This is a genomic window from Mucilaginibacter sp. (assembly GCF_028288105.1).
In the GTDB taxonomy this organism is placed as follows: domain Bacteria; phylum Bacteroidota; class Bacteroidia; order Sphingobacteriales; family Sphingobacteriaceae; genus Mucilaginibacter.
In genome coordinates this window covers 1-14,486 of record NZ_JAQBOI010000178.1, presented here as the reverse complement: position 1 = coordinate 14,486, position 14,486 = coordinate 1, and the positions used below count along the sequence as shown (strand labels likewise).

The window sequence follows — 14,486 nt, the reverse complement described above, 5'->3', positions numbered from 1 at the left end:
GATTACAATAAGGGAACTTTTTAATGTTTTCATGATAAGGGGGTTAAGTAATATTTAAAATATATAACCAAGGCTATCAGTATTTAACAAAGCTACCGGTGTTTAAACTATTAAGTAAGAGAATTTTAAGATTGTAAATAATATGAGAAAAAGCTATAATAATTGTGAAGCGATATGTGATAACACTGTTTAGCCTTCACGCATTTGTTAGCATCAAAAACTTTAGATCCCGCTGTCTGAAGTTTATAAACGTCGGACAGCGGGATCAATATGTTATTCGCCAAGAGGCCTTTTTATCGGGCGTTATGCTTCTGTTTAATTGTTTTGCTTGTAAAATGGTAACTTCCAGAACCAACCTTTTCTATTTTATAGCCCTCCTTTTCCTCATTATCAGGAACGAATACTGTCGCCGTTGTATTAGCAGGTACGTCTACATCCAAATAAAAGGTATCGTTTTGTATCTTCCAGTTAGAGGTTAGCTTGCCGTATGGGGTTTCGTAAGATGCATTGGCATAGGTTAACTTGCCACCAATAGTGGGTTTAATAATTATCTTTTTGTACCCCGGTCCATCTGTCTCGGTATCAATGCCCGATATTACTCTGTACATCCAGTCGCCTATGGCGCCATAAGCATAGTGATTATAAGAGTTCATGGTAGGTGTTTCAAATGTACCATCAGGCTTTATGCCGTCCCATCTTTCCCATATGGTAGTGGCGCCCATTTTTATAGGGTATAACCAGGAAGGATAAGTTTCTTGCAATAACAGCTTATAAGCAACATCTGCAAACCCAAAACGGCTTAAAGCATGGCATAAATAAGGGGTACCCAAAAAACCGGTAGATAGGTGATTGCCATATCTTGTAATATTGCCTGCAAGCCTTGCAGCTGCCTGTGCACGCAGGTTTTCGGGCAACATATCAAATGATAATGCAAGTGCATACGCGGTTTGCGTATCAGATGAGATCAGCCCATTTGGCGTAACGTATTCTTTTAAGTAAGCCGCTTTTATCCTTTCGAGCAAAAGGGAATAGCTTTCCACATCGGCCTTGTTGCCTAATGCTGTGGCAGCGTTTATCAATAACTGGGTTGAATAAGCGTAAAAGCATTGCGCTATTAAATATTTGCTGGTTATTGCCGAAGTACCGTCCAGGTCATTAATTACGCTGTAAAACAACCAATCGCCAAAGTGCCAGCCGGTATTCCAAAGGTCGTTTTTTGCATGATGCTGCATGTAATCGACCCATTTTTTCATACTTGGATATTGTTCTTGCAGTAGTTTTTTGTCGCCGTAGGCCAAATACATGTTCCAGGGCACAACAGTCGCAACGTCGCTCCATCCGGTGCTACCGCCATTTTCCGAATCGTTTTGTTTAAATACATCAGGTATAATATGGGGTATGCTGCCATCACTGTTTTGATCTGCAGATACATCCTTTAACCATTTAGTGAAAAAGTTATGCACGTTCATGTTAAAAGACGCTGTCCGCGAAAACACCTGCGCGTCACCTGTCCAGCCCAAGCGTTCGTCACGCTGCGGGCAATCGGTAGGTACATCCAGGAAGTTTCCTTTTTGGCCCCATTGTATATTGTGTTGTAATTGGTTCAACAATGGATTAGAACAAGAAAATTCGCCGGTTGGTGGCATGGATGAATAAATGGCAACCGCTGTAAAGTCGGCCAGATTTAAATCGCCATGGATGCCTTCAACTTTTATATACCTGAATCCCTGCCAGGTAAACTGGGGTTCAAAATATTCGGTGCCTTTACCGTTAAGGATGTAGGTGTTTTGAGCTTTTGCCCCCCTTAAGTTCTCGGTGTAAAAATTACCTTCTTTATCAAGTACTTCGGTATGAGATATTTTTATTGAATCGCCTGCCTTACCATTAGCTTTTAACTGTACCCAGCCCACTAAATTTTGCCCAAAGTCTATTACCTTTTCGCCTTTGGGTGTTATAATTACTTTTAACGCCTTAAATGTTTCCTGTTTTTTAACGGGTTCATTGTAAGTGGCTATCAAATTTGCCTTATCATAATTTTGAACTTTTACATTGGTCCATTCTGCATCATTAAAGCCGGCTTTCGACCAATCTTTTTGTGCCATTCGGGAATCAATTGTCGCTCCATTATAGATCTCGGCATAACGTAGTTCACCTGTTGCTGATTTCCAGCTTCCATCAGATACAATGGTTTGGTGTGTGCCGTCTATGTATTCTATTTCGAGCTGAAACAACAGCCCAATATCTTTTCCGTAATGATTTGGACTTGATACCAGTACGCTGCGGTACCAGCCGCTGCCCAACGTAGCGCCAACGGCGTTTGCGCCCTTTGCCAGCATTTTAGTTACATCATAAACCTGATATTGCAGGCGCTTATGGTAGCTTGTCCAGCCCGGGGTTAAATAGGCATCGCCAACCTTTGCTCCATTTATTTGTGCTTCGTATAACCCGTGTGCTGTTATATAAGCAAATGCGCTTTTTATATTTTTATCAATGGAAAAGCTTTTACGTAACATAGGGCTGGGTTTATTAACGGTATCGCCCGTATAGCCTGGTCCTATCCATGTAGCTTTCCAGTCGGCCGGTGATAAAAAGCCCATGCGCCAAAATGCTTTTTCGCTCCAGGCAGAAGCATGGCCCTGGTTATCCCATATTTTTACCTGCCAGGCATAAGCGGTGCCCGACCGTAGCCCCGGCCCCTGGTAGGGTATAAATATCGATTGCCCATCGGTGATTTTGCCGCTTGCCCAAACAAGTTTGTTATCGCCGACAGTTCGCACTTTTATTTCGTAAGCGGTCTGCAATACATTTTTTATGTTTCCGGCTTTTACTTGCCAGCTAAACCTTGGCAGACTGATATCTATACTAAGCGGATTTTGTTGGTTTTCGGTTAACAAGTGCGTAACCTGCAGCTGCGCAAAGCAACTTAAAGTAGATATTAAAATCAGTAGTGTTAAATAAAGATTCTTCATTTATAGTTTGTTTCGGATGAGTATGTTATTGATCTTTTTTCCTGGAATTATAAAGTACAATGTCTAAACCGCGTCATTGAGCAGGCTGCATATGTTTTACAAGGGCATACTAATGGTTGTGAACTTTAAATAGAAAAATCAGTTTAAATAACCAGTTGTAACTATTGAGGTTTTAATAATAGGTTTGCTAATTGGCGCGTTTATATAAACAAGTATAAACGTCTTATTCGAAATAACTGTGCCCATCTGTATCCGGTATACTAAATGGTTTACCGATAATTTAGTTGATAACCCCCATAGCCCTTTTACGATAATCGGTTGGTGTCATGCCGGTTTTTTCCTTAAACATTTTAGAAAAATAAAAATAGCTGTCAAACCTCAGGTCGTAAGCAATTTGCTTTATGGGGATATCCGGGTTATTCAAAAGTTCTTTGGCGCGCTCTACTTTTAGCTGGATATAATATTGGCCAGGTGAAAGCCCGGTATAACTCTTAAATGCCTTCCTGAACCACGAATAACCCACCTGCAGTTCTTCGGCGGCCTGCTCGGGCGAAAAATCATTTGCGATGTTAGAACGGAATAAGAGCCTCGCTTTATTGATGACCATTTCTTTTTCTTCGCATTCTACCGCGTTTTGTTTAAAAATAAAATGGAAGTTTCCCATTAAATGCAGCGCTGCACCCGAAATAAGGGGTTGATAGCCGGTGTTTTCCCGTTTAGTTACCTCAATAATGCTGTTAAACAGGCTGAATATCCCTTCATGGAAGCCTATGTATATGCTTGGGTTATCGGGCCTCAGAAAATTTTTCCTTACCAGGTTATCAATAATATCGCCCTTAATACCAACCCAATACTCATCCCATCCGGTTTCACTGTCTGGCTTATAGCGGTGCCTTTCTCCCGGGAAAAGTATAATGATAGTTCCTGCTTTGATCTCGCGCCGTTTGCAGCTGTCCGATTCAAAGATCCCTTTTCCTCTTGTTATATAAATGATCTGATATTCGTTTAATACCCGGCCTATGTCCCAGTTAAAGTAATGATGGGCCGGGTGGTTTTTAAAAGGATATAAGCCCGTAGCCTCTATATGGGTACAGCCGGTATTTAAAACACACAAACCCCAACTCTCATCCTCGCGGCTTACCGGCAGGTATTTATAATAATTGATCATTTTAATTTATGCTACTATAACAATTAATTGGCAAAAGGCATACCCGCACAGATGGGTAATAATACCTGATAGTAGTGGTTTATATGTATTAAAAATAATAACAATTTACCCACAAACAAGATTAATGTCAAAAAGTGCAAATAAAATATCAAAAAGTAGATTTCTTAAGAAATTTACTTACGACTCTTATCCGGAGTAACTATAAGGTCGAAATTAAGTTGTTTATTGTTTTCGGGGATGAATGAATCTCCCTGTAATTTACCGAATTGTAATTTTGAGTTATTGGTCTTGGCGCTACTGTAATTAAAACCATAACAGCCGGCAGTAGTTGCAGAATGCAGTACAATACAGTAAACTGTTCCCTTTTTTAAACGGATAGCGGGGTGTATAATCTGGCGTTTAGTCGACCAGCCTATCGCCCCCGGGGAAATAGTATTGGTGGCCAATACCTTACCCATTGGCCGGCCCGAAGCATCTGAATGATAGATGTCTACCTGCAAGCTCGCATCGGGATAGCCGGTTTTGTAGGCGTTTATATAAATTGTTTTGAGCATACCACCTTGTGCCGCTGCAAACGATTGTGATCGTTGTACTCCATTATTGATATCGCATAAACCTTTAAAGCTGTATTTGCCACTCGCGGATGGTAGCCTTGTAACCTTGCCGCCCAAAACTTTAAAAGGTTGGTCACAGGTCATTGGGATTATAGAACCATCGGCGTTAAATGAGAGCGGGGCCCAGTAATAATTGGCGAGCGCCTCGTTTTTAGCGGCATTATTCCAAAGGTCGCTGCCGAAAAGATAGACAGTGCCCGAGCCAAGTTTTATTGTTGAAACGAAAGAGGGCTGCCCGCCGCAAGAATTGTCGCTTATCTTTTTCCCCTCACTCCATGGCCCCAAAGGCGATGTGGCAGTTTTGTATGATGCGCCGGTCCCTGAACAATATCCACAATTAGGGTCGGAATAAACCACATAATAAATGCTATTTCTTTTAAACATGCCGGGCGCCTCTGTTTGGCCATTAGTAACCGATTTAACAAACTCACCGGTACCGGTTAAATAATCGCCGCTTAGTTTTTCAATTACAATGGTACCTTTTGTACGCCAATCGGTGTAAGCCAGGTAAGCTGTTCCGTCATCATCAATAAAAGTATCATGGTCGCCGTTGTTTAGGCCACCGGCCGGTGCACCGGCGTTGATGGCCAATTTTGGTTCTGCAACTTCTGCAAACGGGCCTACCGGTGTTTTACTTGTAAATACACGATAACCAGATACGTTATCATAAACGTTTATCCATAATACATATAGGTGGGTTTGTTGATTGTAAACCACATGCGGGCGAAAGCATCCATAAGTATTGCCGTTGCACCGCGTTTGCCAAACCTTTGTTGTTGCGTCAAAAAGGTAACCCCTGTCTTTCCAGTTAAGCATATCTTTTGATGAATAAACCTTAAACCCGCAAAACGGCGCGTTTTTATTACCCCACTCAAAGCCGCAATCATAACTGGTGCCATATAAATAGTAAGTGTTGTTAAATAACGCGATCTCTCCGTCGTGTGCATCAATGGCATCGCCCACCGTACTATAGCGGATCACCTGGTTTCCCTGGTCGTCAAAATTGGTAATAACAAGTCCGGAAGATGCCTGGTTGTTTTGGGCTGTTGCCACACCGGGAACAAATGATGCCACAAAAGAACAGACTAAGCATATAAATATCTGGGGCAAAAATGTCCTGCTGAATTTCATTGTTTACGAATTTAAAATGGCGCGGATCCGCCGGTTTGTAAATGGTTTTATCCCCGCTAATTTCAGCAAGTTATCAAAAATCATCTTTATTTCATTTGATAAATATGATGTGTTTTATGACATTCCTGTATTTATAGCTTCAATTTCTTAAGAACCGCGCCCCGCAAACTAATCATGTGTACCCTCATCATGATTTTATTAGATATAGTTATATGTATGGTTTTAAATATCTGTATTACAGGTAATTGAAAATTGTCAAAATATATAAAGCAAATATCAAAACCTGTATTTCCGGCAGGTGGTATTCAAATACTTTTGAAAAACCAATTTTAACCAAAGCATCCTGTACCCGGTGTGGTAGTGCTTAATAACAATCTGATAACGAAATAATTATTGTGCCTATGGTATAAGAATTTTCCTATAAACCTATTTAATACCTCTAAAACAACTAACAATAAACTACAAAAATTATGAAGAAAAGACTTTTACTTTTTTTAACAGGCAGGCATGTTTTCCTACTGGCATTATCGCTGGTATGTTGCCTGTCGGCTGCCGCTCAAACGGCCTCAAATATTACGGGTTCGGTTACAGATTCTGCTACAACAGAACCTTTGGTCGGCGTGTCGATATCAGTACAAGGGACAACCAGTGGTACCCAAACAGACGTTAAAGGCCGTTTCAATCTGAATGTAAATAAAGGCGCAACCTTAATATTTAAATATATAGGCTATACGGAAAGACGGGTAGTTGTAGGTAACGACGCAAACATTGTTTTAAGAATGTCAGCATCTTCACAAGATTTAAAAGAAGTTGTTGTGCTTGCATATGGCTCGCAGCGCAAAGCGGATATTACCGCGGCGGTGTCTCAGGTAGATCTATCTAAGTCACAGGGCATACCGGCATCAAACGTTGGCCGGCTGTTACAGGGCCAGGCACCGGGTGTGGTGGCTAAACAAACCTCGGGCCAGCCGGGGCAGGAGCTGCAGGTAGAGATACGCGGCAACAGTTCTTTAGGCGCAAACAGTGATCCATTGTACGTGGTTGATGGTTTCCCGGTTGGTACAAACGTGGGTAACTCGTTAAACTCAAACGATATAGAAAGTATTACCATCTTAAAAGATGCCGCATCTACATCGGTTTATGGGTCAAGAGGCGCCAATGGTGTTGTTTTGATCACCACAAAAAGTGGTAAAAAAGATGGTTCTAAACTAACCGTAACTACCAATAATGGCTTTGCAAATGTGCCCGATTCCAGGCGTATCCACGTTTTAAACGGGCAACAGTTCGCCCAATTTCAAAAAGATGTATTTTCTGATAAGATAAGATATTTTCAAAACCGGGAGCCATTAGAGAGCGAGATCCCGCTTGATTTTAGATTCCCCGAGCAAACAAAGGTTTCTACAGATTGGTACAAAGAAATATTACATCAGAACGCTCCCTTTAGCGATTATAACGTATCGTTAACCAACGGGTCAGAGAAATCCAGTTCTTATATCGCAATAGGGTACCTTAACCAAAATGGATCTTTAATAAACACTGGCTTTAACAGGGTTACCGCAAGGGCAAACCTGGATGGCAGGCCCAATAAGTTTTTAAACTTCGGGCTGCATTTGTCAGGTGCCTACTCGTGGGCAAAAAACAGTGATGCTATCGCGGGTGGGTTTGGCAGTAACATTGTAGACCAGGCATTGTTAATGGACCCGCGCGAACCGGTATATAACGAAGACGGTTCTTTTAATAACTACATAGGCGGCCACGATAATATTTTCGGCTTTCCAAACCCTGTACAACGATTAATGCAGGAGCTTCATAAACAGTATAAAAGCAACGTTACCGCAAATGCTTACATAGATATTAAACCATTTAAAGATTTTAGTTTCCGTACCAACTTTAATGGAATGATAGATGATATGCGGAACCATGATTTTACCCCATCTGGTGTAGCAGGGTTCAACAGCGCGCCGCCGCGACAGGCAAGCGGTGGAGAATACTTTTATAATAATTTGAATTACGGGATGGATAACCTGCTTACCTATTCGCCGAGGTTTAAAGATCATAAACTGGAGGTAACTGTTGGGCATATATTTCAAAAAAATACGCTGAACACCGGTAATGCAACAGGTACCAAATATCCCGATGATCTGGTGGAATATGTTTCTGCGGCAAACCAGCGCGATGGCAGTTCGGGAATGGCAGCCTTTACCATTGAGAGCTTTTTGTCGAGGATCAATTATTCCTATAAAGATAAATACCTATTTACCGCCGCCTTTAACCGCGAGGCCAGTTCTCGCTTTGGTAGCAATAACCGCTGGGGAAATTTCCCCTCAGCATCTATCGGATGGCGCGTATCACAAGAAAGCTTTTTTCCTAAGTTAACCTGGCTGGATGATTTTAAGCTAAGGGCAAGTTATGGTATTACAGGTAACAACAACATTGGTAACTATACATCGCAGGCAAATATTAATACCAGCAATTATGTATTAGGTGGTACGGTTGTACCGGGTGCTACAATTGGGTCATTCCCAAACACTAACCTGGGCTGGGAGCAATCAAAGCAACTGGATATAGGTTTAGATCTAAGCATCCTGCAAGGAAAAATAAACTTTACCGGCGAGTACTACCGTAAGCTAACCACCAATATGTTGCTTGGCGTAGAAATACCTGCTGTTGCCGGTTTTGGTAATATTATTACAAACATTGGCGAACTGGAGAATAAAGGTATTGAGCTGGGTATAAACTACCGGGATAAGTATGGCGATTTTACCTTTAATACCGGCTTTAACATATCATTCAACCGGAACAAAGTATTATCTATTGATGGCGATAGAAACTCATTACTTACGGGCGCCTTTTATGATGGATATAACATAAGCGAGGTAGGGAAGCCCATTGGTATGTTTTATGGCTTTAAGGTGCTTGGAATATACCAGAACCAGGCGCAAATAGACGCGACACCGCACAACGTCAATAATATTCCCGGTACGTACCAGTATTTTGATGGCAACGGCGACGGCGTTATCTCTTACGATACACAAGACATGGTAGTGATAGGTAACCCCAACCCTAAGTTTACATGGGGATGGAACTGGAACGTTGGTTACAAACGCTTTGATCTGAGCATGTTATTGAATGGCTCATATGGCGGTCAAATATACAGGGCGGTAGATATGAACCTGGCTAATATCGACGGGGTGTTTAATGTGCTTTCTGATGTGCAGAACCGTTGGAGGTCTGAACAGAACCCGGGAGCAGGTAAATGGCCGGGCTCCAACACTTATTATTTCACCAGGGAAGCCAACTCGGTTTATGTATACAGCGGAAATTATATGTGGATCAAGAATATCACATTAGGATATACCATCCCCCGGATAAAAAACATATTTGATGCCAAAGTTTTTGTGAGCGTCGATAATGCATTCCTGTTCACAAAATATCCCGGCAATAACCCCGAGGTTAACGCCGCCAGGACAAACAATGGCAATGATGTGATAAGCCCGGGAAGGGATGGCGAATCTTATCCGGTTCCAAGAACAATATCTATAGGCACCAGAATCAACTTTTAATTTTAAAACCAGACAACGATGAAAAATATATATAAATTATCAATCTTTCTATGCTTTCTGGCAATTACATCCTGCAAAAAAGACTTCTTGGATCTGACAGATCCAACCAGGAAAACAGCGGATAAATTCTACCAGACCGAAGACCAGGTGCAGCAGGCGGTGAGTGGAGCGTATAGCTCGTTGCAAGACCACGTGAACAGCCAATACGTTTTTGCCGAAATGTCATCAGACAATACCACCATTCAGTTAAACCCGTCAGACAGGGGGCAGACGGACCGTGTTGAGGCATTCGAATTTTGGAACGTGACTGCTACTAATGTAAATATTGCAGACCTGTACAATCAATCATACAATGCATTGTATAATATTAATGTTGCGCTGTCAAAAATTGAGGGTGTTGCGGCAATAAGCGATAAGAAAAAAGCCCAGTTTAAAGGCGAACTGCAGTTTATGCGGGCTTATTATTATTTTAACCTGGTTAGGTATTTTGGCCCGGTGGTTTTAATGACCGAACCACTCGTGAACTCATCTGATGCTTTTAAAACAGTACGCAGCCCAGAGAACGAGATATACGCCCAGATTATAAAAGACCTGACAGACGCTGCTGCAAACCTGCCTTTAAAAAGTGAATACACAGGCGCTGATATTGGCCGCGCATCAAAAGGCGCTGCATTAGGTTTACTTGGCAAGGTTTACTTAACTATGAAGGATTATCCTAAAGCAGAAAGCACTTTAAGACAGATACTGCCTCTTGGCTATATATTGGTTAACGATTACGCATCTGTTTTTGATCCTAACAACAAGAATAACAGCGAATCGTTGTTTGAAATTCAATATCAGGGCGGTAACAACTTAGGCGAGTGGAGCAGCTTTATATATACGTTTGCCCCGCGCGGTTCTGATGGTGCCATAACAGGTTTCCCTACAAGCCGCCCAACAGGTTGGAACATCCCTACCAAAAGCATTATTGCTGAGTTTGAACCTAACGATAAACGTAAAGCGGTTTCCTTAAAAGAAGGTTATACCAATGCGGGCGGTACATTTGTAGCTATCCCGTTTGTTAATAAATATAACCATCCGCATACTATTGAAGGGCGTACAGATGATAACTGGCCTGTGCTAAGGTATTCAGATGTTTTGCTCATGCTGGCAGAAGCGATAAACGAACAAAACGGGCCGGGCAATGCTTATCAGTATATTAATTTGGTTAGGAGTAGGGCCGGACTTGCAGCCTTATCCGGTTTAAACCAGGAAACATTCCGTACAGCCATCAGGCACGAACGCCGCGTAGAGCTGGCATTTGAAAATGACCGCTGGTTTGACTTGAAACGTTCATTGACCAACGCGCAAATGGTGGTAATTTTAAATGCACATGGCCAGGCAGAAAAGGCCGCACCCACTGTAGACAGGGGAGGCGTTCCGTTTACGGGTAACGACTATAAGTTTGACGGGTACGAAGCATTATATCCTATACCAGACAGGCAACGGTTCCTGGACAAGAATCTGACACAAAACCCCGGTTATTAATATTGGTGAATAATTGGTTAATTGGTTGAAAGCAGAAGCAGCTGGTGAAACATCGGCGCTTCTGCCTTTCTAATAGTTTTGTTAGTTATAAAACAACTTCCCTATGAAAAGATCATTTGCATTTATCCTTGTTTTTTTCAGCCTGATAGGTCGGGCACAAACGCCGCAGTTAACGGTTGATTGGAACGATGTGGTTATGACTTCCAGATCGACGCCTACGCTGCAGGTTGTTGGTAACCCTATGCTGCGCCGCAAAGCGCCCATGCACGATGCATCTTTTAATGCGCTCAAGGGTTTAGGTGCCGATTTTGTGCGTTATGTGCCGTGGTTCCCTTATCCTAAACTTGCAGTAGCCGAACTTGAAGCACCAACAGCTACAAAAACATCGTGGGATTTTAGTCTGATAGACCCAATGACCATAGACTTTTTAGAAGCGACCAAAGGCCATTCTATTATCATGAATTTTAGCACCATACCACAATGGATGTTTAAAACCGAAAAGCCGGTTACCTATCCGGCAGATCCTAACCTCGTGAGCTGGTCATACGGTGGTGGTACCGAATTGCGAGACAGCACCATGAAAGAGCTAACAGATTACTATGTGAGGCTGGTAAGCTGGTATACCAAGGGTGGTTTTACAGATGAGCTTGGGAAGTATCATAAATCTGGCTATCATTATGAAATACCGTATTGGGAAGTATTGAACGAACCCGATCTGGAGCATAGCATGTCGCCGCAAACTTATATCAGGATCTATGATGCCATGGTTTCGGCACTGAAACAGGTTATACCTAATGCAAAATTTGTTGGGATGGCGGTTGCTAATGAAAAACCCGAATGGTTTGAATATTTCCTGAACCCTGCCAACCATAAGCCGGGTATACCGCTCGATATGATATCATACCATTGCTACGCTAGCGCAAACAGCGGGCAAAAATTTGATGATTATGAATATGCGGTGTTTGATAAAGCCGAGAATTTTATAAATACTGTGAAGTATGTAGAGAACATTCGGAAACGCTTATCGCCGGATACCAAAACAGATGTTAATGAGCTGGGCACATTTGTTAGTGAGGAAATGCGTAAACAGCCTATACCCGCAGCTTACTGGAACCTTTCGGCGAGCGTTTACGCTTATTTTTTTATAGAACTTACCAAAGCCGGAATTGATGTTATAGGCGAATCGCAGTTGGTTGGCTTTCCCACTCAGTTCCCGGATGTGAGCATGATCAATTACATCAACAATAAACCCAATGCCCGTTTTTGGGTGCTAAAGCTCATAAAAGACAATATTAAAAGCGGCAGTAAGCTGATAAAAACAAACATCGACGAAAACCACGGTGATAATGTTTTAGCACAAGGTTTTAAAGATGAGGGCGGTAAAAACGTATTGCTGCTCAACAAACGCAATAAATTGATCCGGGTAATGTTACCTTCCGGATTTAAAGGGACACAAATAACCCTGATTGATGAAGCATCAGGCGACAATGAACCCAAAACGGTTACGATTACCACGGATTATGTTGATTTGAAACCCTTTGCTGTTGCCCTTATTAAAGGCGTAAATTAGAAGGATATGGAACAGGTTGTTTTTAAAATGAAACTAAAGCCCGGTTATAAAGTCAAGTATAAAAAACGGCATGACAGAATCTGGCCGGAATTGGTAGCATTACTTAAGGAGAGCGGAATTAAAAAGTATGATATTTTTTTTGACGAACAAACCGATAGCCTTATAGCCGTGCAATATTTAAATGACGGTGGTGCTGTCAGTCTGGCCGGCAATCCTATCATGATTAAATGGTGGGAATACATGGCAGATCTGATGGAAACTAATCCTGACAAGTCGCCTGTGGTGATAGGTTTGGAGAATGTTTTCTCAATGCCCTAATTAGCTACTATCGATATCAAAAAATATAAAGCATATCACAAAATAGATAAAAGCCAGCTATAATAAATAAAGTAAATTTGAGTGAAGGATATTCCCTTTCACAAAAAAACCAGTTAACCATAGCCTGCACAATTTAAATACTATTCATGTTTAGATACTTACTATCCTGCCTTCTTTTGCTTTGCTGCCTAAACGCAGCTAACGCGCAATTAAAAACGGTTAAGGCAAATTTTGCCCATCCGGCAGATCAATACAAGCCCGGGGTTTACTGGTATTTTATGGACGGGAATATGTCTGCAGAAACTATTACAAAAGATCTGGAATCGATGAAAAAGGCAGGTATTGGTAACCTTATTTTCCTGGAGGTTAATGTTGGCATACCCAGCGGCCCGGTGGAGTTTTTAAGTGATAAATGGACATCGCTTTTTGTACATGCCGAGAAAGAAGCCCGGCGACTGGGCATCGAAATAACTTTAGGCATAGGCCCCGGCTGGACAGGTAGCGGAGGCCCTTGGGTTAAAGCAAGCCAGTCTATGCAGCACCTGGTATCGAGCCAGGTTACGGTAACTGCCGGCGATAAACAAAAAATTATCTTACCGCTTCCGCCACCCAAAAAGCCCTTTTTTGGCGAAGGAGGCTTAACGCCAGAAGTTAAAAAAGAGTGGCTAAAGTATTACCAGGATGTGGCGGTATTAGCTTTCCCGGCAACGGAGCAGGATAAACCTATTAAGGATTACGAGGAAAAGGCCCTGTATTATCGTGCGCCATATAGCTCGGGGGTAGTTAGGCCATATATGCCATCGCCCGCTACAGTGGGCACTGATAAAAATGCTATAACAAAAAGCCAGATAATTGATCTGACATCAAAAATGCAACCCGACGGTACGCTGAACTGGTCGCCGCCAGCTGGTAAGTGGACCGTTATGCGCTTTGTAAGCCGCAATAACGGGGCTATTACCCGCCCCGCACCGGTACCCGGTTTAGGCCTTGAGGCTGATAAGTTTGATACCGTAGCGTTAAATTACCACCTGGATAAGTATGTGGGCAACCTGCTCAGAAAAACGGGTAAAATAAATAAAAATATTAAAGGGGGTTTAAAGCGCCTGCATATGGATAGCTGGGAAATGGGCGCGCAAAACTGGACTGCGTTGTTCAGGCAGGAGTTTATAAAAAGAAGAGGTTACGACCCGCTTAAATATTACCCGGTATATGCCGGCAACATTGTGGGTAGCCTGGAAGAGAGCGAACGCTTTTTATGGGACCTGAGGCAAACATCACAGGAACTTATTTTGGATAACCACGCCAAACAAGTAAAAACATACGCTAAACGCAATAACCTGTCGCTTTCTATTGAACCATATGATATGAACCCAACGGCCGACCTCGAACTTGGATCGGTAGCAGATGTACCCATGGCCGAATTTTGGAGCAAAGGATTTGGCTTTAATGCAACCTATAGCGTTATTGAGGCTACATCTATAGGGCATGTAAATGGTAAATCGCTGATACCTGCCGAGGCCTTTACCGCCCAGGATAACGAAGGCTGGAAACAACACCCGGCATCAATGAAAAACCAGGGCGACTGGGCTTTTGCATCGGGCATTAACCGCTTTGTGTACCATACCT

Annotated in this window: 8 protein-coding genes; 5 read left to right on the top strand and 3 right to left on the bottom strand. The window is 42.3% G+C overall.

The features are described 5' to 3' along the window. Window positions 1-293: 293 nt before the first annotated feature. The 3 genes from JWQ85_RS12260 to JWQ85_RS12250 all read right to left on the bottom strand — a co-directional run bounded on the left by JWQ85_RS12260 (window position 294) and on the right by JWQ85_RS12250 (window position 5,825). Window positions 294-2,969 carry a glycoside hydrolase family 78 protein gene (locus tag JWQ85_RS12260; RefSeq protein ID WP_299468317.1) on the bottom strand — a complete coding sequence of 892 codons (2,676 nt, stop codon included), beginning with the start codon at window positions 2,967-2,969 and terminating at the stop codon, window positions 294-296. A gap of 280 nt (window positions 2,970-3,249) precedes the next feature. Beyond that, window positions 3,250-4,137, bottom strand: coding sequence for an AraC family transcriptional regulator (locus tag JWQ85_RS12255; protein ID WP_299468315.1), 888 nt, complete (start codon window positions 4,135-4,137; stop codon window positions 3,250-3,252). 173 nt (window positions 4,138-4,310) lie between these two features. Further along, window positions 4,311-5,825 carry a family 43 glycosylhydrolase gene (locus JWQ85_RS12250; RefSeq protein ID WP_299468313.1) on the bottom strand — a complete coding sequence of 505 codons (1,515 nt, stop codon included), beginning with the start codon at window positions 5,823-5,825 and terminating at the stop codon, window positions 4,311-4,313. Between the two features lie 527 nt (window positions 5,826-6,352). Here JWQ85_RS12250 and JWQ85_RS12245 point away from each other — a divergent pair. From JWQ85_RS12245 to JWQ85_RS12225, 5 genes are all read left to right on the top strand, one after another. Beyond that, window positions 6,353-9,445 carry a TonB-dependent receptor gene (locus JWQ85_RS12245; RefSeq protein WP_299468311.1) on the top strand — a complete coding sequence of 1,031 codons (3,093 nt, stop codon included), beginning with the start codon at window positions 6,353-6,355 and terminating at the stop codon, window positions 9,443-9,445. Window positions 9,446-9,463: 18 nt separating this feature from the next. Beyond that, window positions 9,464-10,972, top strand: coding sequence for a RagB/SusD family nutrient uptake outer membrane protein (locus tag JWQ85_RS12240; RefSeq protein ID WP_299468309.1), 1,509 nt, complete (start codon window positions 9,464-9,466; stop codon window positions 10,970-10,972). Window positions 10,973-11,075: 103 nt separating this feature from the next. Continuing rightward, window positions 11,076-12,542 (top strand): glycosyl hydrolase family 39, encoded by a 1,467-nt coding sequence (locus JWQ85_RS12235; RefSeq protein WP_299468308.1) that lies wholly within the window; start codon window positions 11,076-11,078, stop codon window positions 12,540-12,542. Between the two features lie 6 nt (window positions 12,543-12,548). Beyond that, on the top strand, window positions 12,549-12,860 hold the full coding sequence (locus tag JWQ85_RS12230) for an L-rhamnose mutarotase (protein WP_299468306.1): 312 nt from the start codon (window positions 12,549-12,551) through the stop codon (window positions 12,858-12,860). 146 nt (window positions 12,861-13,006) lie between these two features. Beyond that, window positions 13,007-14,486 (top strand): glycosyl hydrolase (locus JWQ85_RS12225; RefSeq protein WP_299468304.1); only part of this gene is annotated, 1,480 nt, incomplete at its 3' end.

Coding starts and splice junctions, on each gene's coding strand:
- JWQ85_RS12260 (WP_299468317.1), bottom strand. CDS start 2,969: ATGAAGAATCTTTATTTAACACTACTGATTTTAATATCTACTTTAAGT.
- JWQ85_RS12255 (WP_299468315.1), bottom strand. CDS start 4,137: ATGATCAATTATTATAAATACCTGCCGGTAAGCCGCGAGGATGAGAGT.
- JWQ85_RS12245 (WP_299468311.1), top strand. CDS start 6,353: ATGAAGAAAAGACTTTTACTTTTTTTAACAGGCAGGCATGTTTTCCTA.
- JWQ85_RS12240 (WP_299468309.1), top strand. CDS start 9,464: ATGAAAAATATATATAAATTATCAATCTTTCTATGCTTTCTGGCAATT.
- JWQ85_RS12235 (WP_299468308.1), top strand. CDS start 11,076: ATGAAAAGATCATTTGCATTTATCCTTGTTTTTTTCAGCCTGATAGGT.
- JWQ85_RS12230 (WP_299468306.1), top strand. CDS start 12,549: ATGGAACAGGTTGTTTTTAAAATGAAACTAAAGCCCGGTTATAAAGTC.